This is a genomic window from Geodermatophilus sp. URMC 63, from assembly GCF_053502565.1.
This window is the reverse complement of sequence record NZ_CP199956.1, coordinates 73,868-99,182: the sequence shown is the minus strand read 5'-3', so window position 1 is coordinate 99,182 and position 25,315 is coordinate 73,868. Positions and strand designations below refer to the sequence as shown.

Annotated in this window: 27 protein-coding genes; 20 read left to right on the top strand and 7 right to left on the bottom strand. The window is 77.1% G+C overall.

Going from position 1 to position 25,315, the window contains the following annotated elements:
- Window positions 1-17: 17 nt before the first annotated feature.
- On the bottom strand, window positions 18-656 hold the full coding sequence (gene cofC, locus ACWIZO_RS00500; protein ID WP_448640621.1) for a 2-phospho-L-lactate guanylyltransferase: 639 nt from the start codon (window positions 654-656) through the stop codon (window positions 18-20).
- An 87-nt stretch (window positions 657-743) separates the two neighbouring features.
- Here cofC and ACWIZO_RS00495 point away from each other — a divergent pair, with 87 nt between their 5' ends.
- Genes ACWIZO_RS00495 through ACWIZO_RS00485 form a run of 3 tightly spaced genes read left to right on the top strand, consistent with a single transcriptional unit; the run spans window position 744 to window position 3,714 of the window.
- Window positions 744-1,541 carry a lysophospholipid acyltransferase family protein gene (locus tag ACWIZO_RS00495; protein ID WP_448640620.1) on the top strand — a complete coding sequence of 266 codons (798 nt, stop codon included), beginning with the start codon at window positions 744-746 and terminating at the stop codon, window positions 1,539-1,541.
- The gene (locus ACWIZO_RS00490) at window positions 1,538-2,560 is read left to right on the top strand and encodes an NAD(P)H-dependent glycerol-3-phosphate dehydrogenase (protein WP_446756897.1); all 1,023 of its coding nucleotides are present in this window, start codon (window positions 1,538-1,540) and stop codon (window positions 2,558-2,560) included. Before ACWIZO_RS00495 ends, ACWIZO_RS00490 begins: the two co-directional genes overlap by 4 nt.
- The gene (locus tag ACWIZO_RS00485) at window positions 2,557-3,714 is read left to right on the top strand and encodes a cystathionine gamma-lyase (protein ID WP_448640619.1); all 1,158 of its coding nucleotides are present in this window, start codon (window positions 2,557-2,559) and stop codon (window positions 3,712-3,714) included. Before ACWIZO_RS00490 ends, ACWIZO_RS00485 begins: the two co-directional genes overlap by 4 nt.
- A gap of 23 nt (window positions 3,715-3,737) precedes the next feature.
- Here ACWIZO_RS00485 and ACWIZO_RS00480 read toward each other — a convergent pair whose 3' ends face one another.
- A complete protein-coding gene (locus ACWIZO_RS00480) occupies window positions 3,738-4,556 on the bottom strand; it encodes a CDP-alcohol phosphatidyltransferase family protein (protein ID WP_448640618.1) in 819 nt (272 codons plus the stop codon).
- An 83-nt stretch (window positions 4,557-4,639) separates the two neighbouring features.
- On the opposite strand from ACWIZO_RS00480, the gene ACWIZO_RS00475 reads away from it, so the two are divergent.
- Complete coding sequence (locus ACWIZO_RS00475; protein WP_448640617.1) at window positions 4,640-5,788, top strand: D-alanine--D-alanine ligase family protein; 1,149 nt, start codon at window positions 4,640-4,642, stop codon at window positions 5,786-5,788.
- Complete coding sequence (locus tag ACWIZO_RS00470; protein WP_448640616.1) at window positions 5,785-6,435, top strand: hypothetical protein; 651 nt, start codon at window positions 5,785-5,787, stop codon at window positions 6,433-6,435. Before ACWIZO_RS00475 ends, ACWIZO_RS00470 begins: the two co-directional genes overlap by 4 nt.
- Before the next feature lie 26 nt (window positions 6,436-6,461).
- Here ACWIZO_RS00470 and ACWIZO_RS00465 read toward each other — a convergent pair whose 3' ends face one another.
- Both ACWIZO_RS00465 and ACWIZO_RS00460 read right to left on the bottom strand, forming a co-directional pair.
- Entirely contained in the window at window positions 6,462-6,953 is a 492-nt protein-coding gene (locus ACWIZO_RS00465; RefSeq protein WP_448640615.1) for a DUF3515 domain-containing protein, read from the bottom strand.
- Between the two features lie 103 nt (window positions 6,954-7,056).
- Window positions 7,057-7,290, bottom strand: coding sequence for an Lrp/AsnC ligand binding domain-containing protein (locus tag ACWIZO_RS00460; RefSeq protein WP_448640614.1), 234 nt, complete (start codon window positions 7,288-7,290; stop codon window positions 7,057-7,059).
- Window positions 7,291-7,382: 92 nt separating this feature from the next.
- Here ACWIZO_RS00460 and ACWIZO_RS00455 point away from each other — a divergent pair, with 92 nt between their 5' ends.
- From ACWIZO_RS00455 to ACWIZO_RS00445, 3 genes are read left to right on the top strand one after another with little or no spacing between them, the layout of a single operon-like run.
- Complete coding sequence (locus tag ACWIZO_RS00455; protein ID WP_448640613.1) at window positions 7,383-8,417, top strand: thiamine-phosphate kinase; 1,035 nt, start codon at window positions 7,383-7,385, stop codon at window positions 8,415-8,417.
- Window positions 8,401-8,958: a GNAT family N-acetyltransferase gene (locus tag ACWIZO_RS00450; RefSeq protein ID WP_448640612.1), complete on the top strand. Its 558-nt coding sequence runs from the start codon at window positions 8,401-8,403 to the stop codon at window positions 8,956-8,958. Before ACWIZO_RS00455 ends, ACWIZO_RS00450 begins: the two co-directional genes overlap by 17 nt.
- On the top strand, window positions 8,946-9,572 hold the full coding sequence (locus ACWIZO_RS00445) for a cytidylate kinase-like family protein (protein WP_448640611.1): 627 nt from the start codon (window positions 8,946-8,948) through the stop codon (window positions 9,570-9,572). The genes ACWIZO_RS00450 and ACWIZO_RS00445 overlap by 13 nt, the downstream gene beginning before the upstream one ends.
- Before the next feature lie 135 nt (window positions 9,573-9,707).
- Here the strand turns inward: ACWIZO_RS00445 and rpmB are convergent, their stop codons facing one another.
- Window positions 9,708-9,890 (bottom strand): 50S ribosomal protein L28, encoded by a 183-nt coding sequence (gene rpmB / locus ACWIZO_RS00440; RefSeq protein WP_425283681.1) that lies wholly within the window; start codon window positions 9,888-9,890, stop codon window positions 9,708-9,710.
- Between the two features lie 182 nt (window positions 9,891-10,072).
- On the opposite strand from rpmB, the gene ACWIZO_RS00435 reads away from it, so the two are divergent.
- From ACWIZO_RS00435 to smc, 12 genes are all read left to right on the top strand, one after another.
- Window positions 10,073-11,719: a DAK2 domain-containing protein gene (locus ACWIZO_RS00435; protein WP_448640610.1), complete on the top strand. Its 1,647-nt coding sequence runs from the start codon at window positions 10,073-10,075 to the stop codon at window positions 11,717-11,719.
- A gap of 1 nt (window position 11,720) precedes the next feature.
- Window positions 11,721-13,907 (top strand): ATP-dependent DNA helicase RecG, encoded by a 2,187-nt coding sequence (gene recG / locus ACWIZO_RS00430; protein ID WP_448640609.1) that lies wholly within the window; start codon window positions 11,721-11,723, stop codon window positions 13,905-13,907.
- Window positions 13,908-13,916: 9 nt separating this feature from the next.
- On the top strand, window positions 13,917-14,471 hold the full coding sequence (gene rsmD / locus ACWIZO_RS00425; RefSeq protein ID WP_448640608.1) for a 16S rRNA (guanine(966)-N(2))-methyltransferase RsmD: 555 nt from the start codon (window positions 13,917-13,919) through the stop codon (window positions 14,469-14,471).
- Window positions 14,468-14,953, top strand: a complete 486-nt coding sequence (gene coaD / locus ACWIZO_RS00420) for a pantetheine-phosphate adenylyltransferase (protein WP_448640607.1) — start codon at window positions 14,468-14,470, stop codon at window positions 14,951-14,953. The genes rsmD and coaD overlap by 4 nt, the downstream gene beginning before the upstream one ends.
- Complete coding sequence (locus ACWIZO_RS00415) at window positions 14,950-15,639, top strand: hypothetical protein (RefSeq protein ID WP_448640606.1); 690 nt, start codon at window positions 14,950-14,952, stop codon at window positions 15,637-15,639. Before coaD ends, ACWIZO_RS00415 begins: the two co-directional genes overlap by 4 nt.
- Before the next feature lie 221 nt (window positions 15,640-15,860).
- A complete protein-coding gene (locus ACWIZO_RS00410; RefSeq protein ID WP_448640605.1) occupies window positions 15,861-16,481 on the top strand; it encodes a YceD family protein in 621 nt (206 codons plus the stop codon).
- A gap of 2 nt (window positions 16,482-16,483) precedes the next feature.
- Window positions 16,484-16,663 carry a 50S ribosomal protein L32 gene (gene rpmF, locus ACWIZO_RS00405; RefSeq protein WP_075014296.1) on the top strand — a complete coding sequence of 60 codons (180 nt, stop codon included), beginning with the start codon at window positions 16,484-16,486 and terminating at the stop codon, window positions 16,661-16,663.
- Window positions 16,664-16,674: 11 nt separating this feature from the next.
- A complete protein-coding gene (gene rnc, locus ACWIZO_RS00400; protein WP_448640604.1) occupies window positions 16,675-17,484 on the top strand; it encodes a ribonuclease III in 810 nt (269 codons plus the stop codon).
- Window positions 17,485-17,486: 2 nt separating this feature from the next.
- Window positions 17,487-18,365, top strand: coding sequence for a bifunctional DNA-formamidopyrimidine glycosylase/DNA-(apurinic or apyrimidinic site) lyase (gene mutM / locus ACWIZO_RS00395; RefSeq protein WP_448640603.1), 879 nt, complete (start codon window positions 17,487-17,489; stop codon window positions 18,363-18,365).
- Window positions 18,362-18,634, top strand: coding sequence for an acylphosphatase (locus ACWIZO_RS00390; protein WP_446756877.1), 273 nt, complete (start codon window positions 18,362-18,364; stop codon window positions 18,632-18,634). The genes mutM and ACWIZO_RS00390 overlap by 4 nt, the downstream gene beginning before the upstream one ends.
- Before the next feature lie 204 nt (window positions 18,635-18,838).
- Complete coding sequence (locus ACWIZO_RS00385; RefSeq protein ID WP_446756876.1) at window positions 18,839-19,030, top strand: hypothetical protein; 192 nt, start codon at window positions 18,839-18,841, stop codon at window positions 19,028-19,030.
- 81 nt (window positions 19,031-19,111) lie between these two features.
- Window positions 19,112-22,678 (top strand): chromosome segregation protein SMC, encoded by a 3,567-nt coding sequence (gene smc / locus ACWIZO_RS00380; protein ID WP_448640602.1) that lies wholly within the window; start codon window positions 19,112-19,114, stop codon window positions 22,676-22,678.
- A 63-nt stretch (window positions 22,679-22,741) separates the two neighbouring features.
- Here the strand turns inward: smc and ACWIZO_RS00375 are convergent, their stop codons facing one another.
- Window positions 22,742-23,557 carry an endonuclease/exonuclease/phosphatase family protein gene (locus ACWIZO_RS00375; RefSeq protein ID WP_448640601.1) on the bottom strand — a complete coding sequence of 272 codons (816 nt, stop codon included), beginning with the start codon at window positions 23,555-23,557 and terminating at the stop codon, window positions 22,742-22,744.
- Between the two features lie 13 nt (window positions 23,558-23,570).
- Window positions 23,571-25,274 carry an alkaline phosphatase D family protein gene (locus ACWIZO_RS00370; RefSeq protein ID WP_448640600.1) on the bottom strand — a complete coding sequence of 568 codons (1,704 nt, stop codon included), beginning with the start codon at window positions 25,272-25,274 and terminating at the stop codon, window positions 23,571-23,573.
- Window positions 25,275-25,315: the final 41 nt, after the last annotated feature.

The window sequence follows — 25,315 nt, the reverse complement described above, 5'->3', positions numbered from 1 at the left end:
CCGTGCGGCGGGTGCGCTCAGGCCGCCGGCCGCGGCAACCGGGGGAGCAGGGCCGCCGTCGCCGTCCCGACGCCCAGCGCCACGGCCGCGGCCAGGTCGCCGGGGGTGTCGACGTCGCGCCGCAGCCCCGGCCAGCCGCCGGCCAGCGCCACCGCCCCCGTCGCGGCGTGGGCGGCGGCGGAGTCCCGGCCGAACCGCGGGTCCAGCGGCACCCCGGCCGCGGTGAGCAGCGTGGTGCCCGTGCCGGCGGCGTCGGCGACGAAGCAACGCGGCGCGGCCGTCGCCGCGGCCAGCGCCGCCGCCAGCTCGGCGGGACGCAGTGCCGGGAGGTCCGAGGACAGGGCGGCCACGGCGCCGGTGGCCGCCGCGAGCGCCCCGTGGGCCAGCGCGGGGTTCAGGCCGCGGTCGGGCGCGTCGGGCACCGTCCGCGCGCCGCACGCCCGGACGGTGGCGGCGGCGCGCTCGTCGTCGGTGACGACGACGACGTCGGCGACCAGCGGGCAGGCGCGGGCCGCGGCGACGGTGTCGGCCAGCAGCGCGAGCACCAGTTCGGCGTGCACGCCGCCGCCGGCGGGGCCGGTCAGCGGTCTCAGGCGGGTCTTGGCCGCACCGAGCCGCTTCGCCGGGACGACGAGGGACCAGCGCACGGGTCCCATGTGAGCACACCCGGACCGGTCGCCGGACGCCGCCGCGGGCCTCGGTGCGATCATGTGCGGGTCGTCGCGATCGAGCGGAGGGTGCCGGTGACCGAGGACCGAACCGCCGGGGCGCAGCACGGGACGCGGGTCCTGCACGAGCGGGGCAGGCTGCCGTGGTCGCTGAAGCTGGCGGTGGTCGTCGTCTACCCGGTCGCCTCGCTGCTGTTCCGGCTGCGCTACCGGCACGGGGAGCGGCTGCCGCGCACGGGACCGGTGCTGCTGGTGGCCAACCACGTCTCGGTGCTCGACCCGCTGGCCTGCGCCCGGCTGGTGTACGACAACGGCCGGATCCCGCACTTCATGGCCAAGGAGGCGGTGTTCAGGGGGCCGGCCGGCGCGATCCTGCGCGACGCCGGGCAGATCCCGGTGGCGCGCGGCTCGTCGGAGGCCCGGGAGGCGCTCGCCGCCGCGGCGGCCGACCTGCAGGCCGGCAACGTCGTGGTCATCTACCCCGAGGGCTCGGTCACCCGCGACGAGCACTGGTGGCCGATGCAGGCGCGCACCGGCGTGGCCCGCCTGGCGCTCACCACCGACGCCGTCGTGCTGCCCGTGGCCCAGTGGGGGCCGCAGCGGGTGCACGACTACCACACCAAGGAGCTGCACCTGCGCCCGCGCACGCCCGCCGAGTACTCCCTCGGGGAGCCGGTCGACCTCACCGCGCTGCGCGCCGAGGTGCGCGCCGGCCGGCCGCTGACGCCCGAGCTGCTGCGGGAGACGACCGACCTGGTCATGGGCCGGGTGCGCGACCTCCTGGCCGAGCTGCGCGGTGAGCCGGCGCCCTCCGGCTTCGCCCCCCGCGCGCGACGACGGCTGCCCGGCGACGCGCCGGGGAGTGCCGCGTGAGCGGCCCCGGGCGCAGTGGCCACGGCACCCGCGCCGCCGTCCTCGGCGCCGGCTCCTGGGGGACGACGTTCGCCAAGGTGCTCGCCGACGCCGGCTGCACCGTGGCCCTGCACGCCCGCCGTCCCGAGCTGTGCCAGGCCATCACCGAGTCGGGGGAGAACCCGGACTACCTGCCCGGGGTGAAGCTGCCCGGCGCGCTGACGGCGACCACCGACGCGGCGCAGGCCCTCGACGGCGCCGACGTCGTCGTGCTCGCCGTCCCCTCCCAGTCGCTGCGCGCCAACCTGCTCGCCTGGACGCCGCTGCTGCCCTCCGACGCGACCCTGCTGTCGCTGATGAAGGGCGTCGAGCTGGGCAGCACGAAGCGGATGAGCGAGGTCATCCGCGAGGTCACCGGCGCCGGTCCCGACCGGGTGGCCGCGCTGTCGGGGCCGAACCTGGCCCGCGAGATCGCCGAGGAGCAGCCGGCGGCCACGGTGATCGCCTGCCCCGACACCGACCGCGCCGAGGCGCTGCAGGCGGCCTGCCACACGCCGTACTTCCGGCCCTACACCAACCGCGACCTGGTCGGCTGCGAGCTCGGCGGCGCGGTGAAGAACGTCATCGCCCTGGCCTGCGGCATGGCCGAGGGGATGGGGTTCGGCGACAACACCCGCGCCTCGCTGATCACCCGGGGGCTGGCCGAGACCGCCCGGCTCGGCACCGCCCTCGGCGCGGAGCTGACCACCTTCGCCGGGCTGGCCGGCCTCGGCGACCTGGTGGCCACCTGCAGCTCGCCGCTGTCGCGCAACCGGACCTTCGGGGAGAAGCTCGGCCGCGGCATGTCGCTGGAGGAGGTGCAGGCCACCACCCGGCAGACCGCCGAGGGCGTCAAGAGCTGCCGTCCGGTGCTCGACCTGGCCCGCGCCCACGACGTCGACGTGCCGCTCACCGAGGCGGTCGTGCGGGTGTGCCACGAGGGTGTGTCCGCGGCGCAGATGCTCAAGGAGATCATGTCCCGCGAGGCCAAGCAGGAGTGACCGGCAGCACCGGGCCGCTGCCCGCCGGCTGGGGGGACGGCACCCGCGCGGTGCACGCCGGTGACGCGCCCCCGGTGCCCGGCACGCCGCTGCGGCCCTCGCCGGTGTTCGCCGCCCCCTTCCACCTCGGCGACCTCCCGCCGCGCGCGGGCGGCGCCGACGCCTACGCCCGCACCGAGCACCCCACGTACCGGGCGTTCGAGACGGCCGTCGGCGAGCTCGACGGCGGCCGCTGCCTGTCCTACGCCACCGGGATGGCCGCGGTCAGCGCCGCGGTGCTGGCGCTGGTGTCGGCGGGGGACCGGCTCGTGCTGCCCGCCGACGGCTACTACGCCACGCGCCTGCTGGCCCGCGACGAGCTCGAGCGCCTCGGCGTGCGGGTGGAGTACGTGCCCACCCTCGAGATCGCCGACGTCGCCGCGCGCGGCGACCTCGACGGCGCGCGCATGGTGGTCCTGGAGACGCCGAGCAACCCGCACCTCGACGTCTGCGACGTCGCCGCCGTCGCCCGCGCCACCCGGGCCGCCGGCGCGCTGCTCGCCGTCGACAACACCACCGCCACCCCGCTCGGCCAGCGGCCGTTGGACCTGGGCGCCGACCTCACCGTCGGCGCCGACACCAAGGCGCTCACCGGGCACAGCGACCTGCTGCTCGGCCACGTCAGCACCGCCTCCGCGGAACTGTACGACCGGCTGAGGGGCTGGCGTGACCACACCGGCGCGACGCCGGGCGCCTTCGACGCGTGGCTGGGCCACCGGTCGATGAGCACGCTGGACCTGCGGCTGGGCCGCCAGGGCGCCACGGCCGCGGCGGTGTCGGCAGTGCTCGCCGACCACCCGGCGGTGACCGGCGTGCGCTGGCCGTGGCGGCCCGGTGACCCCTCCCACGAGCTGGCCACGCGGCAGATGCTGCGGCCGAACGGGGTGGTCTCGGCCGAGCTCGCCGACGAGTCCGCCGTGTCCCGCTTCCTCGCCGCCACCCGGCTCTGGACGGCCGCGACCAGCTTCGGCGGCGTGCACAGCACCGTCGACCGGCGGGCGCAGTGGGGCGGGGACGTCGTCCCGGTGGGGTTCCTGCGCTTCTCCTGCGGCATCGAGGACACCGCCGACGTCGTCGCGGACCTCCTCGCGGGGCTCGAGGCCGCCGCGCGCTGAGGGGGCCGCGGGCTGAGAGGGGCTCAGCCCGCGCGCGCGGCGCTCCGTGCGGCCGAGCGGCGGCGGGCGGCGGCACGGGCGGTCAGCCAGCCGCTGATGGCGACGTAGTAGGCGATGTAGCCCAGCGACAGGGCCAGGACGACCGGGTGCGGGTGGGGCAGCTGGAGGAGCAGGACGGCGTAGGTGACCAGCCAGACGGCGGTCAGCGCCAGGCTCAGGCCGCGCAGCGCCTCGGTGCGCGAGGGGTAGAGGTAGCGCACCGGCACGAACACCAGCACCGAGCAGGCGATGAGCAGTGCCGCCACCACCGGCTGCGACAGGTCCAGGACGACGACGTAGAAGGCCACGACGTTCCAGTAGCTCGGGAAGCCGAGGAAGGTGTGGTCGTCGGTCTTCGCGTCGACCCGGCAGAACTGGTAGCTGGAGGCCAGCAGCGGCAGCGCGGCCAGCAGCCAGCCGAGCGGGCCCTCCGGCAGCGCCCCGGTGGTCCACAGCAGCACGACGGGGGCGAAGGCGTAGGTCAGGTAGTCGACGATGTTGTCGAGCAGGGCGCCGTCGAACCAGGGGATCGTCTCCTTGACCCGCGCGCGGCGGGCCAGCATCCCGTCGGTGCCGTCGATGACCAGGGCGGCCAGGCCGACCCACAGCGCGGTCACCGCGTCGCCGTCGAGCGCGGCGAGCACGACGAGCAGCGCCAGCACCGACCCGAGGGCCGTGTAGACGTGCACGGCCCCGCCGGCCAACCGCAGGGGGAGCGGGTACGGGCGCGCCGGGACCTCCCCCTGGTCCGCCGTCGTCGCCGGAGGCCGGGGGTCCACCGGAGGGGCCGCGTTCTCCCGCATCGCGTCGAGGCTCCCACACCGGCGGGGTGTCGGCTCTCCGGAGGCACCGGACGCGCGGAGGACGTCGACTAGGGTCTGCCGCGATGAGCGGGACAGGCAGGGTGCGCGTCGCGGTCGTGTTCGGGGGACGCAGCGCCGAGCACGCGATCTCCTGCGTCTCCGCGGGCAGCGTCATGGCGGCGCTGGACCCCGAGCGCTACGAGGTGGTGCCGGTCGGCATCGCGCGCGACGGCCGCTGGGTGCTGCCCGACCCCGGGCAGCGGCTGGCCATCGCCGACGGGCGGCTGCCGGAGGTCACCGGCGGGACCGCGGTGACCCTGGTCGGCGACCCGGCCGGCCGCGGCCTGGCGGTGCTCGACCCCGCATCGGCGATCGGCCCGGCACTGACCGAGGTCGACGTGGTCTTCCCCGTCCTGCACGGCGCCTACGGCGAGGACGGCACCATCCAGGGCCTGCTGGAGATGAGCGGGCTGCCCTACGTCGGGTCGGGGGTGTTCGCCAGCGCGGCGTCGATGGACAAGGAGCACACCAAGAAGCTCCTGGCCGCCGCGGGCCTGCCGCAGGGCGAGCACGTGGTGCTGCGCGACGCCGGCGGGGCGGTGTCGGCCGACCCCGACCTGCTGACCGCGGCCGACCGCGAGCGGCTGGGGCTGCCGGTCTTCGTCAAGCCCTCGCGCGCGGGGTCGAGCATCGGCATCAGCAAGGTCACCGACTGGGCGCGGTTCCCCGAGGCGGTGGCCACCGCGGCCGCCGTCGACCCGAAGGTGGTGGTGGAGGCCGCCGTCCCCGGGCGGGAGGTCGAGTGCGGCGTGCTCGCCGGCCGCGACGGCGGGTCGCCCGAGGCGAGCCTGCCGGCGGAGATCCGGCTGCGCCCGGGCACCGACTGGTACGACTTCGACGCCAAGTACCTCGAGGACGCCGTCGAGTTCGACGTGCCGGCCGAGCTGACCCCGGCGCAGACCCGGATGGTGCAGGCGGCCTCCTGCCGCGCCTACCTCGCCATGGACTGCGAGGGGCTCGCGCGGGTGGACTTCTTCCTCGGCACCGGATCGGACGGCGCCGACCGGCTGGTGGTCAACGAGGTCAACACGATGCCGGGCTTCACGCCGATCTCGATGTTCCCCCGCATGTGGGCGGCCAGTGGGGTGGCCTACCCCGAGCTGGTCGACCGGCTGGTCGCCTCGGCGCTGGCGCGGGCGGGCCGGCCGGGGGACCAGCGGACCCCCCGGTGACCCCGGGCCGGTTCGTGGCGCTGACGGCGGGTCTGCTGTCGGTGGTCCCGGCCACGGCCGGCTGCACCCCCACCGTGGTCGGCAGCGCCACCCCCGCGCCGGCCTCCGTCACGCCGGACACCGTCGAGGACCTCGAGGCCCTGCTGCTGTCCGCCGTGCCCTCCGGCCTGCCGCGGATCCCGGACGGGGACCTGCAGCCCCCGGCGGGCGCCAAGACCGTCGACGACGTGGCCGGCTACGCCGAGGACCCGGCCCGCGAGCGCGCGGTGCTGCGCGACTACGGCTACCGGCACGGCTGGGAGCGCTTCTGGGGGTCGACGACGGGGCCGCTGACCACCGTGTTCGTCGACCAGTTCGACGACGCCGGCGGTGCGGCCGCCTACGCCGAGGACCTCGCGGCCAACGACGCCGCGGTCTACGACGGCGTCCTGCGCCGCGACCCGCCCGGCCTGCCCGCCGGCTGCAGCCTGCTCACCGTCGCGCAGGCCGACCCGGCCACCCGGCTGACCGGTCCCGCGGCGTTCGCCTGGTGCGGGCACGGGGTCTTCAGCGTCGCGGTCACCGCGGTGTCGACGAGCGAGCAGTCGGCCACCGACGAGCTGCGGGCGGTCGTGCTCGCCCAGGTCGACCGGCTGCCGCCGGCATGAGGTCAGCCGGGCGCACCGGCGCGGGCTCAGCGGGCGGGCAGCGTGTCGGCCAGGACGTCGCTGAGCGCGGTGACGGGGGCGCTGTCGACGTCGGGCGGCAGGGTCACCGCGACGTACACCGCGCGGTCGACCGCCGTCCACACGGTGGCGTCGGGGTCGGACTGGTCGACGTACCAGGTGACCCCGTTGATGGTGAACAGCCCCTCCCCGGGGACCAGGCCCGCCGGCTGGGGGACGCCGCAGACGAGCACGACCGGCGGATCGCCCCAGGCGGCGGCGTAGGGCGTGTCCGAGTCGACGAGCCGGGACGGCTCGCCGAGCAGGTCGAGGGGGAGCGCCTGCATGAGCGCCGGGCAGCTCGCATCCGCCTCCGGGGTCGCCGGAGGCACCTCGACCGGGAGCACGGGCAGGTCCTCGCGCTGCGGCCCGGTCGTGCCGCCGACGTCGGCGACCGCGCCGTCGCCGGTGTCGTCGTCGCCGCCCAGGACGTTGACCAGCACGAGCAGCGCGACCAGCACGGGGACGACGACGGCGGCGGCGACCAGCGCGTACCGCCGCAGCGGGTCGGGACGCCGGGCGGGCCCGGCGCCGCCGTCGTCGGGGGCGTCCTCGCTCAGCGGCTCAGATGTTGACGACGGGGCAGGTCAGGGTCCGCGTGATGCCGTCGACGGACTGCACGCGGGCGACGACCAGGCGTCCGAGCTCGTCGACGGTGTCGGCCTCGGCGCGGACGATGACGTCGTAGGGGCCGGTGACGTCCTCGGCCTTCGTCACGCCGGCGATGTCGCTGATCGTCGAGGCCACCTGGGCGGCCTTGCCGACTTCGGTCTGGATCAGGATGTAGGCGTGGACCACGGGACGACCTTCCTCGGGCAGCGCTGCCGGTGCCTCCGCGGCACCGGCGGGCGGATCGCACCGCAACCTACCGCAGCGCCCGGGGGCGGCCGGTGACACGGCCCCGGCCGCTGGTCGGCCGCGGGGACCTCGCCGACAGCGTGCGGGTCGTCGGCGAGTTCGGCGTCATCGCCCGGGTCGTCGCCCGGGCCGGGTCGGCCGAGGTCGCCGACGTCGGCCCGGGCGACGACGCGGCGGTGCTGCGCGTGCCCGACGGCCGGGTGGTGGCCACCACCGACGTGCTCGTCGAGGGCCGCCACTTCCGCCGCGACTGGTCCTCGGCCGAGGACGTGGGGCACAAGGCCGCCGCGGCCAACCTCGCCGACGTCGCCGCGATGGGCGGCGTGGCCACCGCGCTGCTCGTCGGCCTGGCCTGCCCGGCGGACACGTCCACCTCCTGGTTGGAGGGGGTGGCCGCCGGCATGGCCGCCGAGTGTGCGCCGCTGGGCGCGGCGGTCGTCGGCGGGGACACCGTCGCCTCGGCGCCGGACAGCGGCTCGGTCGTGCTGTCGGTGACCGCGCTGGGCGACCTCCGCGGCCGGGCCCCGGTGCTGCGCTCGGGCGCCCGGCCCGGTGACGTCCTCGCCGTCGCCGGCCGGCTGGGCTGGTCGGCGTGCGGGCTGGCCGTGCTGCGCCGCGGGTTCAGCAGCCCGATCGCCGCGGTGGCCGCGCACCGCCGTCCGGCTCCGCCCTACGCCGCCGGGCCCGCCGCCGCGGACGCCGGTGCGACCGCGATGTGCGACGTCAGCGACGGCCTGCTCGCCGACGTCGGCCACGTCGCCGAGAGCAGCGGCGTCGTGGTCGACATCGACCGGGCGGCGCTCGTGCGGGCGGCGCTGGAGCCGCCGGGACCGATGCAGCAGGTGGCCGCCGCGCTCGGCGTCGATCCGCTGTCGTGGGTGCTGACCGGCGGGGAGGACCACGCCCTGCTGGCCACCTTCCCGGCCGGCGCCGCGCTGCCGGAGGGCTTCGTGGCCATCGGCGAGGTCCGCGCGGGGGACCCGGGGGTGCTGGTGAGCGGGGAACCGGCGGCGGCCGTGGTCACCGCCGTCGGGGCCGGGAGGGCCGGGCATGTCCACTTCGGCTGAGGCCGTGCGGCTGCGCGACGGCTCGACCGCCGCGCTGCGCGCCGTGCCCTACGACGACCCGGTGGCCCGCGGACTCGTCGCCCGGGTGCAGCAGGAGTACGTCGACCGCTACGGTGGACCCGACGAGGCCGCCGTCGACCCGGCGGAGTTCGTGCCGCCCGCGGGCCTGTTCCTCGTCGCCGAGGTGGACGGCGTCCCCGCCGGGTGCGGCGCGTGGCGGCGGCACGTCGAGGGCGGTCCCGGGCAGGCGGAGGTCAAGCGGGTGTACGTGGAGCCCGCGTTCCGGCGCCGCGGGCTGGCGCAGGTCGTGGTGGCCGCGCTCGAGGACTCGGCCCGCCGGGCCGGGTACCGCTCGGTGGTCCTCAACTCCGGCGACCGCCAGCCCGAGGCGATCGCGCTCTACGCGGGCCTGGGGTACACGCCCGTCCCCGGGTACGGCATCTACGCCGGTGGGTCGGGAGCGGTGTTCCTGGGCAAGCGGCTGGGCGCCCCCGCCGAGGAGGGCGCCGAGGAGAGCGAGGAGCGGCCGTGGGCATCGTGACGATCTCCGCGTCCTACGGGGCCGGCGGCCCGGAGGTGGGCCCGGCCGTGGCCGAGCGGCTGGGCCTGCCCTTCCACGACCGGGCGATCCCGGCGCAGGTGGCCGGGCGCCTGGGCGTATCGCAGGACGACGCCGAGGCCAACGACGAGCGGGTGGTCCGCGGTCTGTGGCGGCTCGTGGCCTCGCTCGGGGCCATGCCCGACCCGGTGGGCGGCGTGGTGCCGCTGACCCCGCAGCCCGACGAGCGGGCCTACCGGGAGCAGACCGAGCGGGTGCTGCACGAGATCGCCGACGGCGCGGGCGGCGTCGTCCTGGGCCGGGCCGGGGCCCTGGTGCTGCGCGGTCGGCCCGACGCCCTGCACGTCCGGCTCGACGGGCCGCCCGGGGCCCGGCTGCGCGCGGCGGTCGAGCGCTACGGGCGCCCGGAGGAGGAGCTGCGGGAGGAGATGCAGGCCAACGACCGCACGCGGGAGGCCTACGTCCGCCACTTCTACCGGTGCGACCCCGCGGCGGCGCAGCACTACCACCTCGTCGTCGACGGGACCGCGCTGCCGCTGGGCACCGTCGTCGACCTCGTCGTGGCCGCGGCCCGGTCGCGGGGCGTGGGGGCCTAGACGGTCACGCCGGTGTCCGGGTCGCCCGCGGCCCCACCTGCGCACACGGAGGACCCCGGAGGTCGTCGACCTCCGGGGTCGGCCCGGCCGTGGCCGGGACGGGTTCGGGCCCGCGACCGGGCCCTCCCCGGCGCGTTATGCGCGGACGACCTTGCCCGCGCGGATGCAGGAGGTGCAGGCGTTGATGCGGCGGCGGTTGCCGGGGGCGACCAGCGCCCGCACCGACTGGATGTTCGGGTTCCACCGGCGCGGCGTGCGGCGGTGCGAGTGCGACACCGACATACCGAAACCGGGCCCCTTGCCACAGACGTCGCACACGGCAGCCACGGTGGATCACTCCCAGGAAGTTCGTTGACAGACGGCGGCGCACAGACGGCGACCGCGAGACCGTCGAGGAGTCTAACCGCTCGGCGGCGCGCGTGTCGCCGAGGGCGGGGTGGGCGCCGCCGCACCGGTGCGCGGCGCCCGGGGCCGTCGGCGGCCGCAGGTACATTCCGGCCGTGTTGCAGGCGCTCGACGACGCCGCGGTCGGCCGGTGGTGCCGGGCCGCGGTCGCGGCGCTGTCCGCCGGCCGCGACCGGCTCGACGAGCTCAACGTCTTCCCCGTGCCCGACGGCGACACCGGCACCAACCTGCTGCTCACCACCGAGGCCGCCGTGGCCGCCCTCGACGAGGCCGCCCTCGACGAGGCCGCCCTCGACGAGGCCGCCGGCAGTGGCGGGTCCGGCAGCGAGGGGTCCGCCTGGACGGCGCTCGCCCGGGGCGCGGTCCTGGGTGCGCGCGGCAACAGCGGCACGATCCTCGCCCAGCTGCTGCGCGGCCTGGCCGACTCCCTGGCCGACGCGCCGCCCGCCGACGGCCCGGTCCTCGCCGCCGCGCTGCAGAAGGCCGCCGACACCGCCTACGCGGCCGTCGCCGACCCCGAGGAGGGCACCTTCCTCACCGTCGCCCGCGCCGGCGCGGAGTCCGCCGGGGCCGCGGTCGCCGCGGGCCGCACCGCGCTCGCCGACGTCGTCGTCGCCGCCGCCGACGGCGCCCGGGCCGCGCTGGAGGCCACCCCCGGCCAGCTCGACGTCCTCCGCGACGCCGGGGTGGTCGACGCCGGCGGCGCGGGCCTGTGCCTGGTCCTCGACGCGCTGGTCGGCACGGTCACCGGGGCGGAGCCCGCGCGCCCGCCGCTGGTGACCCGCCCGGCCGGCCGCGGCGATCCCGGGCACGCGCCGCACCAGCCCCCGCCCGGCCCCGGCAGCGAGGTCCAGTACCTGCTCGCCGACTCCGACGAGACCGTTGTCGCGCGCCTGCGGACCCGGCTGGCCGCCCTCGGCGACAGCCTGGTCGTCGTCGGTGTCGACACCCCGACCGGCCGCGAGTGGAACGTGCACGTCCACACCAGCGAGGTCGGCGCCGCCATCGAGGCCGGCATCGAGGCCGGGCGGCCGTACCGGATCGCGGTCACCCCGCTGGCCCCGGTGCGCGCCGCGGCGCCCGTGCCCGGCCGCCGCGCGGTGGTCGCGGTCGTGCCGGGGGACGGGCTGGCCCGGCTGTTCGCCGGGGAGGGCGTGCGGGTGGTCGCCCGCGGGCCCGACGGCGTGACCGAGGACGCGGTGCTCCGCGAGATCGTCGCCGCCGCCGCCACCGACGTCGTCGTCCTGCCCAACGACGCCGCGCTCACCCCCGTCGCCGCCCGCGCGGCCGCCCGGGCCCGCGAGCAGGACCGCGACGTCGCCGTCGTCCCCACCCGCTCGCCGGTGCAGGGGCTGGCCGCCGTCGCCGTCGCCGACCCCGCCCGCCGCTTCGACGACGACGTCATCGCCATGGCCGAGGCCGCCGCCGCCACGCGCTGGGCCGAGGTCAGCACCGCCGAGCAGGAGGCCCTCACCAGCGCCGGTCCCTGCCGGCCCGGTGACGTCCTGGGCGCCGCCGAGGGCGACGTCGTCGTCATCGGGGCCGAGCCGGCCGCTGTCGCCTGCGACCTGCTCGACCGGCTGCTGTCGGCCGGCGGCGAGATGGCCACCCTCGTCGTCGGCCCCGACGCCGCGCTGGGCGACGCCGTCTGCGCCCACCTGGCCACCGCGCACCCGACCGTCGAGGTGGTGCGCTACGACGGCGGGGCGGCCGCCGTCCCGCTGCAGGTCGGGGTGGAGTGAGGTGGCGGTCACCCTCGACACCGACCTGTCCCGGGTCCTCGGCGCCAAGACGGCCAAGGCCATGGCCGAGTCGCTGGAGCTGCGCACCGTCCGCGACCTGCTGCGCCACTACCCGCGCCGCTACGCCCGCCGCGGGGAGATGACGCGGCTGGACGACCTGCAGGTCGGCGACCGGGTCACCGTGCTCGCCCAGGTCACGCGCGTCACCACGCGGAGGATGCGTAACCGCCCCGGCACGCTCACCGAGGTCACCGTCGGCGACGGCGCCGGGGAGATGCAGCTGGTCTTCTTCAACCGCAAGCACGGCAACCTCAGCCAGGGCGCGTGGGGGCTGTTCGCCGGGACGGTGGGCGAGTACCGCCGGACCAAGCAGTTCGCCCACCCCGACTTCCACCTCATCTCCGGCGACGACGACGAGGACTGGGCCCGCGCGCTCATCCCGATCTACCCGGCGAGCAAGGACGTCTCCAGCTGGGTGATCCAGAAGTCGGTGAAGCTGCTGCTCGACGCGGCCGGCGGGTTCGGCTTCGTCGAGGACCCCCTGCCCGAGGACCTGCGCACCCGGCACGGGCTGCCGAGCCTCCCGGCGGCGCTGCTCGACGTCCACCGGCCCACCTCGTCCGACGACGTCGAGCACGCGCGCGAGCGGCTCAAGTGGGACGAGGCGCTCACCCTGCAGCTCGTCCTGGCCGCCCGCCGCCGCGCCGCCGCGCTCGAGCCCGGCACCGCCCGCCCGCGCCGTCCCGGCGGCCTGCTCGACGCCGTCGACGCCGCGCTGCCGTTCTCGCTCACCGAGGGCCAGCGCGCGGTGGGCGAGGAGCTGGCCGCCGAGCTCGACCGAGACCAGCCCATGCACCGGCTGCTGCAGGGCGAGGTCGGCTCCGGCAAGACCGTCGTCGCGCTGCGCGCCATGGCCCAGGTCGTCGACGCCGGCGGCCAGGCCGCGCTGCTGGCGCCCACCGAGGTCCTGGCCGCCCAGCACGCCCGCAGCATCGCCGCGATGCTCGGCCCGCTCGCCCGCGCCGGCGAGCTCGACGGCGACCCGGCGGGCACGCGGGTGGTGCTGCTCACCGGGTCGCTCAAGGCCGCCGCCCGGCGGGAGGCGCGCGCCGCGGTCGCCGACGGCAGCGCCGGGATCGTCGTCGGCACCCACGCGCTGCTGCAGGAGGGCGTCGACTTCACCGACCTCGGCCTGGTCGTCGTCGACGAGCAGCACCGCTTCGGCGTCGAGCAGCGCGACGCCCTGCGCGCCAAGGGCAACCGGCCGCCGCACGTGCTGGTCATGACCGCGACGCCGATCCCGCGGACGGTCGCGATGACCGTCTACGGCGACCTGGAGACCTCCGTGCTGCGGCAGCTGCCCAGCGGCCGCGGCGGCGTGGCGAGCTCGGTGGTGCCGGTCAGCGACAAGCCGGCGTGGCTCGACCGCGCCTGGGAGCGCCTGCGCGAGGAGGTCGCCGCCGGCCGGCAGGCCTACGTCGTCTGCCCGCGCATCGGCGACGACGCCGGCGCCAGCGACGACGACCCGGACGAGGCCGACGCTCCCGAGGAGCCCGCCGGCGGGGACGACAAGCGGCCGCCGCTGGCCGTGCTCGACGTGGCGGAGGGGCTCGCGGAGGGGCCGCTCGCGGGGCTGCGGCTGGCGGTGCTGCACGGCCGGATGACGCCGGAGGCCAAGGAGGCGACGATGCGGGCCTTCGCCGCCTGCGAGGTCGACGTCCTGGTCGCGACCACCGTCGTCGAGGTCGGCGTCGACGTGCCCAACGCCACGGTCATGGTGGTCATGGACGCCGACCGCTTCGGCGTCAGCCAGCTGCACCAGCTGCGCGGCCGGGTCGCCCGCGGGAAGCACCGGGGCCTGTGCCTGCTGGTCACCGAGCTGCCGCTGACCTCGGCCACCGGGCAGCGGCTGACCGCGGTGGCCTCGACCTCCGACGGCTTCGAGCTGGCCCGGGTGGACCTCGAGACCCGCCGCGAGGGCGACGTCCTCGGCGCCGCGCAGTCCGGCCGCCGCTCGACGGTCAAGCTGCTGTCGCTGCTGGAGGACGAGGAGCTCATCGCGGTGGCGCGCGCCGAGGCCACCGCGCTGCTGGAGACCGAGCGCGGCCTGGCCGACCACCCCGGCCTGGCCGCCGAGGTCGCCGCCCTGGCCACCGACGAGCGCGCGACCTACCTCGAGAAGGCCTGAGGCCGGCCGGTGACCAGGCTGATCTCCGGCGTCGCCGGGGGACGGCGGCTGCGGGTGCCCCCGAGCGGCGTCCGGCCCACCGGCGACCGCGCCCGCGAGGGCCTGTTCAACAGCCTCGGCACCCTGCTCGACCTCGACGGCGCCACCGTCCTCGACCTCTACGCCGGCTCGGGCGCGCTCGGCCTGGAGGCGCTGTCGCGCGGCGCCGCGACGGTGGTGCTCGTCGAGAACGGGCCCCGGGTGCTCCCGGTGCTGCGCGCGAACGTCGCCGCGGTCGGCCTCCCCGGGGCCCGCGTGGTGGCCGGTCCCGTGCGCGCCGTCGTGTCCGGCCCCCCGCCGGCCCGCTTCGACCTGGTGCTCGCCGACCCGCCTTACGCCTCGTCCGCCGCCGAGGTGCGCGACGTCCTGGCGGTGCTGGTCTCGGGGGAGTGGCTGGCGCCCGGAGCCGTGGTCGTCGTGGAGCGGCCGGCCCGCGGGGCCCCGGAGGAGTGGCCGACACCCCTCGAGGGGATCCGCGACCGCCGCTACGGGGAGGCCCTGCTCCGGTACGGTCGGCTCCCGTGAGGCGAGCGGTCTGTCCCGGGTCGTTCGACCCGGTCACCAACGGCCACGTGGACGTCATCAACCGCGCAGCCGCCCTGTACGACGAGCTGGTCGTGGCCGTGCTGGTCAACCCCGGCAAGGCCGGCCTGTTCTCCGTCGACGAGCGCATGGAGCTGCTGCGCGAGTCGGTGGCCGAGCTGCCCAACGTCGTCGTCGACAGCTTCAGCGGCCTGCTGGTCGACTACTGCCGCAGCCACGACGTCCCGGTCGTGGTCAAGGGCCTGCGCGCCGTCGGCGACTTCGAGTACGAGCTGCAGATGGCGCAGATGAACCGGGAGCTGGCCGGCGTCGAGACGCTGTTCGTGCCCACCGCGCCGCAGGTCGGCCACCTGTCCTCGAGCCTGGTCAAGCAGATCGCCACCTTCGGCGGCGACGTCTCGCGGCTGGTGCCGAAGGCAGTCCTCGACCGGCTGCTGGCCAAGCGGGACGGGGCCGGGGCGTGACGGAGGTCGTCTACCGGCTCTATGAGACCGTCGACGAGCTCAGCCGGGTCATCGAGAGCGCCCGCAGCGTGCCGATGTCGGGCTCGTGCATGGTCCCGCGCGACCACCTGCTCGACCTGCTCGACGACCTGCGGGAGAACCTCCCCGAGGAGGTGCACGCCGCCGGCGCCATCGTCGAGCAGCGCACCGAGATCCTCCAGCAGGCCCAGGCCGAGGCCGAGCAGCTCACCGGCCGCACCCGCGAGGACGCCGACCGGCTGGTGGCCGCGGCACGCCGCCAGCGCGACGAGGTCCTCGGCGTGGCCCGCCGGCAGCGTGACGAGCTGCTCGCCCAGGCGCAGGCCGAGGCCGACGAGCTGCTCACCCGGGCCGAGGCGGAGGCCGACGGGCTGCTGGCCGAGGCGCGCGCCCACCACGAGGCGCTGGTCGCCGACGCGCAGGCCCAGCAGGCCGAGATCCTCGCCGCGGCGCAGGCCGAGCACGAGCGGCTGGTCAGCGAGACCGAGGTCTACCGCGGCGCGGTCAGCCGCTCCGACGAGCTCGGCGCCCAGACGGTGGCCGAGGTCGACCGGATGCGCGCCGAGGTCGACGAGTACGTCGACACCCGGCTGGCCGACTTCGGCGCGACGCTGGAGCGGATGCTGCGCTCGGTGGAGAAGGCCCGCTCCACGCTGCGCGACTCCTGAGCGCGCCATGATCAGGGAACCTGATCGTGGCGCGTCCTCCCTCACGGTGGACGGTGCGGGAGGACGCGCTGCGGTGAGGGAGGACGCGCCGCGGTGGGGGAGGACGGCCCCCGCCCTCCGCGCCGGACGGCGTCGTCCCGGGATCGGGTAGTCTCGGGTGCTGGTCCACCGGTGACCTCCCCGGGCCGGATCCCCTCCCACTGACGACCGCGAGTACTGACATGCCTGCCGCACCGCACCGCCCAGGCGCCGCGTCCACGGACGCCCGGCGTCCCGCCACCAACCCCTGGGCCGTCGAACTCCGCGAGCTCGGCCGCCGCGCCGGCTCGATGCAGGAGCTCGACCGCACCCTGCCCGCGCCCGAGGGCTGGCGGCTCGAGCTCATCGGCGTCCCGGCCGGCGCGCCGGTGCACCTGCGGGTGCGGCTGGAGTCGGTGATGGAGGGCGTGCTGGTCTCCGGGGACGTCGAGGTCCCAGTGCAGGGTCAGTGCGCCCGCTGCCTGGAGCCGGTCGAGGACACCCTCGAGCTCGACATCCAGGAGCTCTACGCCTACCCGGGCAGCACGACGGAGGCCACGAGCGAGGAGGACGAGGTCCGCCTCGTCGAGGGCGAGCGCATCGACCTCGAGCCGATGGTCCGCGACGCCGTCGTCCTGGCCCTCCCTCTCGCCCCCACGTGCACCGAGGACTGCGCCGGCCTGTGCTCGGGCTGCGGCCAGCGCCTCGACGACCTGCCGGCCGACCACTCGCACGAGCTGCTCGACCCCCGCTGGGCCGGGCTCGCCGGTCTCGCCACCACCGGGACGGTCCCCGACCGCCCCGACGACCCTGAGGAGAACTGACCGTGGCCGTCCCGAAGCGGAAGATGTCCCGCGCCAACACCCGCGCCCGCCGGTCGCAGTGGAAGGCGAGCGCCCCCACGCTCACCCCCTGCCCGAACCGCGCCTGCGGTCAGCTCAAGCCGCCGCACCAGGCCTGCCCGAACTGCGGCCAGCACGCCGGCCGTCAGGTCCTCTCGGTCTGACCCGGCCGGTCGTGGCCAGCGCCGCTCCCCGCAGCACGGTGGTCCCGGACGGCGGTCCGCCGGCGGGCCAGGCGCACGCCGACCGCGCGGCCGCCTGGCTGCTCGACGCCCTGGGTGTCGAGCTGCCCGGCGGCCTGCTGGCGTTGGCGCTGACCCACCGCTCCTACGCCTACGAGCACGGCGGTCTGCCGACCAACGAGCGCCTGGAGTTCCTCGGCGACTCGGTGCTCGGCCTGGTCGTCACCGACGAGCTCTACCGCAGCCAGCCCGACCTGCCCGAGGGCCGGCTGGCGAAGCTGCGCGCCTCGGTGGTGAACATGACCTCCCTGGCCGCGGTCGCCCGGCGGCTGGGCGCCGGCGGCCTGGGCCCGCACCTGCTGCTGGGCCGCGGCGAGGAGACCACCGGCGGGCGCGAGAAGGACTCGATCCTCGCCGACGCGCTCGAGGCGCTCATCGGCGCGCTGCACCTGGGCCTGGGGCTCGACGCCACGAGCGTCCTGGTGCACCGCGTCTTCGACCCGCTGCTGGCCGAGGCCGCCACCCGCGGCGCGGGCCTGGACTGGAAGACCAGCCTGCAGGAGCTCGGCGCCGCCCGCGGCCTCGGTGCGCCCGTCTACGACGTCAGCGACGAGGGGCCGCCGCACGCCAAGACCTTCACCGCCGCGGTGTCGCTGGCCGACGTCGTCCGCGGCCGCGGCACCGGCCGCACCAAGAAGGCCGCCGAGCAGGAGGCCGCCGCGGCCGCCTACGGCGCGATCAAGGCGGACCCCACCGCGACGACGGCGGCACTGCCGACGGCGACCGGCGCGGGCGGCGGCTGACCGTGCCCGAGCTGCCCGAGGTCGAGGTGGTGCGGCGCGGCCTGGAGCGCTGGGTGGCCGGGCGCACCGTGGCCGCCGTCGAGGTGCACCACCCGCGCGCCGTCCGCCGGCACCTCGAGGGCGTCGACGACTTCACCGCGGCACTGACCGGCCGCACGCTCACCGCGGCCCACCGCCGCGGCAAGTACCTGTGGCTGCCGCTGGCCGAGGACGACGGCACCTCCGCCGGGCGGGCGCTGGTCGCCCACCTGGGCATGAGCGGCCAGCTGCTGGTGGAGAAGCCCTCGCAACCGGACGAGACCCACCTGCGGGCCCGGTTCACCTTCACCGACGGCGGCCGCGAGCTGCGCTTCGTCGACCAGCGCACCTTCGGCGGCCTCGTCGTCGAGGACGCCCCGGAGGGGGACGGCATCCCGCCGCGGCTGGCGCACATCGCCATCGACCCGCTCGACCCCTCCTTCGACGAGTCCGGCTTCAGCGCCGCGCTGCGGCGGCGGCACACCGAGGTCAAGCGCGCCCTGCTCGACCAGACACTGGTCGGCGGCGTCGGCAACATCTACGCCGACGAGTCGCTGTGGCGGGCGCGGCTGCACGGCGCCCGGCCCACCGACCGGTTGACCCGGGCCCAGGTCACCGACCTGCTCGACGGCGTGCGCAGCGTCCTGGGGGAGGCGCTGGCGCAGGGCGGCACCTCCTTCGACTCGCTCTACGTCGACGTCAACGGGCAGAGCGGCTACTTCTCCCGCTTCCTCGCCGTCTACGGCCAGGTCGACCGGCCCTGCCCGCGCTGCGGGACGGCGATCGTGCGCGAGTCGTTCATGAACCGGTCGAGCTACAGCTGCCCGACGTGCCAGCCCCGGCCGCGGGCCCGCCGGACGTGAGCACCGTCCGGGTGCACGCCCTCGTCTCCGGGCTGGTGCAGGGCGTCGGCTACCGCTGGTTCGTCCGCGGCCTGGCCGACGCCGCCGGCCTGTCGGGCTCGGCGCGCAACCTGCCCGACGGGCGGGTCGAGGTCCAGCTGGAGGGACCGGAGGACGACGTCCGCGCCGTCCTCGCCGCCCTCGACGGTCCCCGTGCGCCCGGCTCGGTCACCGGCGTGACCCGGGAGGACCGCCCGGTGCAGGGGGGATCGGGCTTCACCACGGCCTGACGACCTGCCCTCCTCGCCGCGTCACCGCCGTGTCACGACGGCATCACGGCGGCGTGACGAAGACGACACCGCCCCGACACGGGACGGGTCCGGCACTGGCGTTGACCTGCGTGTCCGGGGCTGTCACCCTGAGGACACCGAGCCCGCGCCGACCGACCTCCCGGGGCGGCGGGCACCCCTCTCGCTGTGAAAGGCCGTTCCGCCATGGCCAAGGCCCTCTTCGGTTCCGTCGTATCCGGCGCGGAGCTCCGCGCCCTCGAGGAGAACGCGGTGCTGCGGGCCCGGGTCCGGCGCCTGGAGCGGGAGCTCGAGGAGCTGCGCACCCAGCGCGAGGCCGCCATCGCCCACGAGCTGCTCAGCCTGGCCGGCGACAACGCCGAGCCCGCCCTGGCCTGAGGCCAGGACCTCGCTGCCCACCCACACCCCCGTGGCGGGACCCCGCAGCGGGGCCGCCCGCTGGGAACCCGAGCCGGTCCGGTGCACCTCTCCAGCCTGACGCTCAAGGGCTTCAAGTCCTTCGCGTCCCCGACGACGCTCCGGCTCGAACCCGGCATCACCGCCGTCGTCGGCCCCAACGGCTCGGGCAAGTCCAACGTCGTCGACGCCATCGCCTGGGTCCTGGGGGAACAGGGCGCCAAGAGCCTGCGCGGCGGCAAGATGGAGGACGTCATCTTCGCCGGCACCGCCGGCCGCGCCCCGCTGGGCCGGGCCGAGGTGACGCTGACCGTCGACAACGCCGACGGCGCCCTGCCGATCGACTACACCGAGGTCTCGGTCACCCGCCGCATGTACCGCTCCGGCGAGAGCGAGTACGAGATCAACGGCGACAAGGTGCGCCTGCTCGACGTCCAGGAGCTGCTCAGCGACGCCGGCATCGGCCGCGAGATGCACGTCATCGTCGGCCAGGGCCAGCTCGACGCCGTCCTCTCCGGCCGCCCGGAGGACCGCCGCGCCTTCGTCGAGGAGGCCGCCGGCGTCCTCAAGCACCGCAAGCGCAAGGAGAAGGCGCTCCGCAAGCTCGACGCGATGCAGGCCAACCTCGACCGGCTGGCCGACCTCACCGCGGAGCTGCGCCGCCAGCTCAAGCCGCTGGGCCGGCAGGCCGAGGTCGCCCGCCGCGCGGCGGGCGTGCAGGCCGACCTGCGCGACGCCCGGCTGCGGCTGCTCGCCGACGACCTCGTCGGACTGCGCGACGCCCTGGACAAGGACGTCGCCGACGAGACCGCCGCCCGCGCGCGCCGCGCCGTCGTGGAGGCCGAGCTGGCCGGGGTGTCGCGGCGCGAGAGCGCGCTGGAGGCGGCCCTGGCCGCCGACGCCCCGCGCCTGGGCGCCGCGCAGGACACCTGGTACCGGCTCTCGGCGCTCACCGAGCGCTTCCGCGGCGTCGCCCAGCTGGCCGCCGAGCGGCACCGGCACCTCTCGGCAGCCGGGCCCGCGACGACCGCCGGCCGCGATCCCGACCAGCTCGAGGCCGAGGCCGACCGGGTCGCGGCCACCGAGGCCGGGCTCGCCTCCGGACTGGAGGCCGAGCGCGGCCGGCTGGCCGCCGCCGTCGCCGCCCGGGCCGGGCTGGAGGAGGAGCTGGCCGCCGAGGAGCGCGCCTGGGTGGCCGCCACCCGCGCGCTCGCCGACCGGCGCGAGGGCCTGGCCCGGCTCTCGGGCAAGGTCGCCGCCGGCCGCTCGCGCGCCGCCGCCGGCAGCGCGGAGGCCGAGCGGCTCGCGCAGGCCGCCGCCGAGGCCGCCGAGCGGGCCGAGGCCGCGCAGGCCCGCCTCGACGAGCGGCGCGCCACGGTCGCCGACGCCGACGACGAGGACGTCGCACTGGTCACCGCCCACACCGACGCCGTCGCCGCGCACACCGCCGCCGCCCGCGCCGTCACCGAGCTCGCCGACGCCGAGCGGGCCGCCGAGCGCGACCGGGCCTCGTGGTCGGCCCGCCGCGACGCGCTCGCGCTCGGGCTCGCCCCCGCCGACGGCGCCGCCGCCGTCCTCTCCGCCGGTCTGCCCGGCGTGCTGGGGCCGGTGACCGAGCGGATCACCGTCGCGCCCGGCGCCGAGGTGCCGCTGGCCGCGGCGCTGGGCGGGCTGGCCGAGGCCGTCGTCGTCGCCGGGGTGGCCGGTGCCGCGGCCGCGCTGGCGCACCTGCGCGAGACCGACCGCGGCCGGGCCGGGCTGCTGGTCACCGGCGGAATGCCGGCGCTGCCGCGGGAGGGCTGGCCGGCGCTGCCCGAGGGCCAGCGGTGGGCACTGGACCTCCTCGAGGTCCCCCAGGAGCTGCGCCCGGCACTGGCCCGGGCGCTCGACCGCGTCGCCGTCGTCCCGACCTTGGACGACGCCGCCACGCTGGTGGCCACCCACCCCCGGGTGCGGGCGGTGACCGCCGACGGCGACCTCGTGGGCGCCGACTGGGCCACCGGTGGCTCGGCGAACACCCCCTCGGGCCTGGAGGTGCGTGCCCGCGTCGACGAGGCCGAGCGGGAGCTGGCCACCGCGGCCGAGCGCGCCGCCGACCTCGCCGACCGGCTGGCCGCCGCCCGCGAGGCGGCCCGCGCCCGCTCCGCCGACGTCGACGCCGCGCTGGCCGCCCGGCAGGCCGCCGACCGCAGCCGGTCGAAGCTGGCCGCGGAGCTGGCCGAGCTGGGTGCCGCGGCCCGGTCGGCCGCCGCGGAGGCCGAGCGCACCACGGCTGCGCGGCGGCGGGCCGAGCGGGCGCTGGAGGAGTCGGCGGCCGGCCTGGCCGAGCTGGAGGCGCGGCTGGCCGAGGCCGAGGCGGCGCCGGTCGAGGAGGAGCCCTCCTCCGAGCAGCGCGACCGCCTGCGGCTGGAGGTCGCCGCCGCCCGGCAGGCCGAGACCGAGGCGCGGCTGGCGGTCCGCACCGCCGAGGAGCGCGCCCGGGCGCTGTCCGGCCGCGCCGACGCCCTGCGCCGCCAGGCCCGCCAGGAGCGGGCCGCCCGCGAGCGGGCCGCCGCTGCCCGGCTGGCCCGCCGCCGCGGCGCCGAGGTCGCCGCCCGCGTGCGGGCCGGGGCCGAGGAGGCGCTCACCGCGCTGGCGACCTCGCTGGGCCGCGCCGCCGCCGAGCGCGACGAGCTGGCCCGCCAGCGCACCGCCCGCGAGGCCGAGCTGCTCGAGGTCCGCACCCGCGTCCGCGCGGCGGCCGCCGAGCTCGAGCGGCTCACCGACGAGGTGCACCGCGACGAGGTGGCCCGGGCCGAGCAGCGGCTGCGCATCGAGGCGCTGGAGGAGCGGGCCGCCGAGGAGTTCGGCGTCGACCTGCCCACCCTGGTCGCCGAGTACGGGCCGGCCGCGCCCGTCCCGCCCACGCCGGCGCAGCTGGCCGCCGCGGAGGCCGCGGGGGAGCCCGAGCCGGCGCCGGTGCCCTACGAGCGCGCCGTCCAGGAGCGCCGGGCCGCCCAGGCCGAGCGCGACCTGACCACGCTGGGCAAGGTCAACCCGCTCGCGCTGGAGGAGTTCGCGGCGCTGGAGGAGCGGCACGGCTTCCTGGCCACCCAGCTCGAGGACCTCAAGGCCACCCGGCGCGACCTGCTCACCGTCGTCCGCGAGGTCGACGGGCGCATCCACGACGTCTTCGCCGCCGCGTTCGCCGACGTCGCCCGCGAGTTCGAGGGCGTGTTCGCCACGCTGTTCCCCGGCGGGCAGGGGCGGCTGGTGCTCACCGACCCCGAGGACATGCTCACCACCGGCGTGGAGATCGAGGCGCGCCCGCCGGGCAAGAAGGTCAAGCGGCTGTCGCTGCTGTCCGGCGGCGAGCGCTCGCTGACCGCCGTCGCCCTGCTGGTGGCGATCTTCCGCGCCCGCCCCTCGCCGTTCTACGTGCTCGACGAGGTCGAGGCCGCCCTCGACGACGTCAACCTCGGCCGGCTGCTCACCCTCGTCGAGCAGCTGCGGTCGACGTCGCAGCTGATCGTCATCACCCACCAGAAGCGGACGATGGAGATCGCCGACGCGCTCTACGGCGTGAGCATGCGCGGCGACGGCATCACCGGCGTCATCAGCCAGCGCCTCCGCGAACCCGAGCCCGCCTGATCCCGGCCCTCCTGCAGGGGCCCGCGGCGAGCTGGCGAGCGGCGGGGCAGGAGGGTCCTTCCGCTACACGCCGGAGGGGACGAGCAGGTCGACCACCAGCGGCAGGTGGTCCGACGCGCCCGCGCCGTCGAGCACCCGGGCGCCGGCCACCGCGATGCCGGAGGTCACCCACACCTGGTCGATGCGCACGTGCGGTGACCGCGCCGGGTGGGTCAGGCCCGCCTCGCGCTGCCAGAACCGCCAGCGGGCCTGGTCGTCGCGCTCGCCGGCCAGCTCCCACGCGTCGGTGAACCCCTCGCGCAGCGGCGCCAGCTCGGGGGCGTCGGGGCCGGCGTTGAGGTCCCCGGCGACCACGCCGGTCGCCATCGGCTCGGTGTGCAGGTCCCGCAGCAGGGCGGCCTGCGCGGCCCGCTCGGCCTCCGACCGCGTGGACAGGTGGGCGGTGGTCACCCACAGCGCGCCGCCGTCGAGTTCGACGAGGGTGCGCAGCGCGCTGCGCGGCTCGCCGCCGCCGGGCAGCGGGTGGACGTCGCTGACCAGGATCGGCAGCCGGGACAGCAGCGCGTTGCCGTACTGACGGCGGGGCGCGTCCCCGGGCCGCGGCTCGTCGATGGCCGGGCCCCAGGCCAGCTGCATGTCCAGCGCCCGCGACAGCAGCACCGCCTGGTCGACGTCCTCGCTGCGGTCGCCGAAGTGGCTGTCGACCTCCTGCAGGCAGATGACGTCGGCGTCGGCGGCCGCGAGCACCTTCGCCAGCCGGGGGAGGTCGTGCCGCCGGTCGCCGCCCACCGCGTGGTGGGTGTTGAAGGTGACCAGCCGGACCGGGATGGGCGGCTGGTCGGGGCCGGGCGCGGGCCGCGGTGCGAGGGCGTCGGTCACGCCCGCGAGCCTGTCACCCGGCCGGGGCCGTCGCAGCGGGCACCGGGGCGGTCCGCGGATCGGCGAGCGGCAGGTCGAGCACCTCCCGCAGGCCGTCGTCGCCGTCGGGCCGGCGGTCGCTCACGTGCAGCACGAACCGCGCCGACCGGCCCTCCAGCACCAGCTCGCCCACCTGGTTGCCGAAGTAGGGCCCGGCCGCCTTGGCCCAGTCGACCGAGGGCGGCCGGACCCGGGCCAGGCGCGCGATCGTCCCGGTGAAGCGGCGGGCCCAGCGGCTCCAGCCGATCCGGAAGCCGACCCGGATGGGGTGCGGCGCCTGGTTGTGCAGCGGGGAGACGGTGAGCTGGTGGACCCGGGTGGCCAGGTCGCCGGGGGAGACCACCTCGGCGGCGTAGGCGTGGTGGACGTCGCCGGAGAGGACCACCGCCGTCGCCGGCGCCCGGCCGTGCTCGCCGCGGGCCACGGCCACCAGCGCGGCGGCCAGCCGGTCGAAGGAGTGCCCGAACGCGGCCCAGTGCTCGAGGTCGGCGGCCTGGCGCAGCGCCTCGGCCAGCCGGCCCAGCGGGCGGCCCTCGTGCCGGACGGCCAGCGCCTCGTCCCACCGCTCGATCGAGTCGATGGCGTGGGGGAGCAGCCAGGGCAGCGACGTCCCCACCAGCAGGTGCTCGACGCCGTCCTCGACGGCCTGGCGCATCGCCGCCTCGACCCAGGCGAACTCCTCGTCGTCGACCATCCGGCGGGCCTGCTCCTCGAGCACCCGGCCGGCCCGGCTGTCGACCACGAGCAGCCGCGCCTGCCCCCAGTGGCGGACGTAGCTCCAGCGCACCGAGCGCGGCTCCCGGTCCGCGGTGACGGCCATCCGGCGCAGCACCGGCTCGGCGTCGGCGCCCCCGGGCAGCGCCCGCACCGCCTGCCAGGTCGTGTTCGCGGCCAGCTCCTGGGGGCTCAGGTTGCCCAGGTGCTGGTAGACCCAGTAGCTGACCAGCCCGCCGGCGATCCGCTCGTCCCACCAGTCGGTGGCCGTGATCTTCCGGCGCCAGGCCGCGGAGGTGTTCCAGTCGTCGATCATCTCGTGGTCGTCGAACACCATCGACGACGGGATCGTCGACAGCAGCCACCGCACCTGCGGGTCGGTCCAGGACTCCGTGTAGAGGCGGGTGTACTCCTCGAACCCGCGCACCTGGCCGTCCTCGGGCACCGGCTCGTCCCGGCGCCGGCGCAGCCAGGAGCGGGTCACCGCGGTCAGCTCGTCGGCGTAGACCTGGTCGCCGAGCAGCACGAGCGCGTCGGGCCACTCGTCCTCGGGCAGGGCGGCCACGCGCTCGGCGTAGCCGTCGAGGGCGTCGGGCGGGATGCCCTCGGTGACGTCGACGGTGGTGGGGGCGGCGTAGCGGCAGGAGCCGAAGGCCAGCCGGAAGGGGCCGGGTCGGCCGGGCGTGCGGATCCGGCTCGGCGGGAAGGTGGAGGACTCCTCCGGCCACACCCGGGCGCCGTCGAGGCGGACCTCGTAGGGCGTGACGCTGCCCGGTTCGAGGTCCTCGACCAGGACGAGGGCGTAGTGGTGGCCGCCGACGCGGAAGGTCCGTGCGGTCCGGCCGAGCACCTCGACCTCGCAGGGGCGGTCGGTCTCCACCCAGACGGTCGCCGACACCGGGTCGACGTGGCGCAGGAGCGGACCGATCAGGAGCGTGGGGGCGTCCCCGGCGGGCGGTGGCATGGTGCCCAGCCTGTCCCACCGACCCGGGTTCCGCCCAGACC

What these genes read in the sequence shown, in the direction of transcription:
- ACWIZO_RS00450 (WP_448640612.1), top strand. Translation starts at nt 8,401, where the DNA reads ATGTCCACTTCGGCTGAGGCCGTGCGGCTGCGCGACGGCTCGACCGCC.
- ACWIZO_RS00480 (WP_448640618.1), bottom strand. Translation starts at nt 4,556, where the DNA reads ATGCGGGAGAACGCGGCCCCTCCGGTGGACCCCCGGCCTCCGGCGACG.
- cofC (WP_448640621.1), bottom strand. Translation starts at nt 656, where the DNA reads ATGGGACCCGTGCGCTGGTCCCTCGTCGTCCCGGCGAAGCGGCTCGGT.
- ACWIZO_RS00475 (WP_448640617.1), top strand. Translation starts at nt 4,640, where the DNA reads ATGAGCGGGACAGGCAGGGTGCGCGTCGCGGTCGTGTTCGGGGGACGC.
- ACWIZO_RS00385 (WP_446756876.1), top strand. Translation starts at nt 18,839, where the DNA reads ATGGCCAAGGCCCTCTTCGGTTCCGTCGTATCCGGCGCGGAGCTCCGC.
- ACWIZO_RS00370 (WP_448640600.1), bottom strand. Translation starts at nt 25,274, where the DNA reads ATGCCACCGCCCGCCGGGGACGCCCCCACGCTCCTGATCGGTCCGCTC.
- ACWIZO_RS00410 (WP_448640605.1), top strand. Translation starts at nt 15,861, where the DNA reads ATGCCTGCCGCACCGCACCGCCCAGGCGCCGCGTCCACGGACGCCCGG.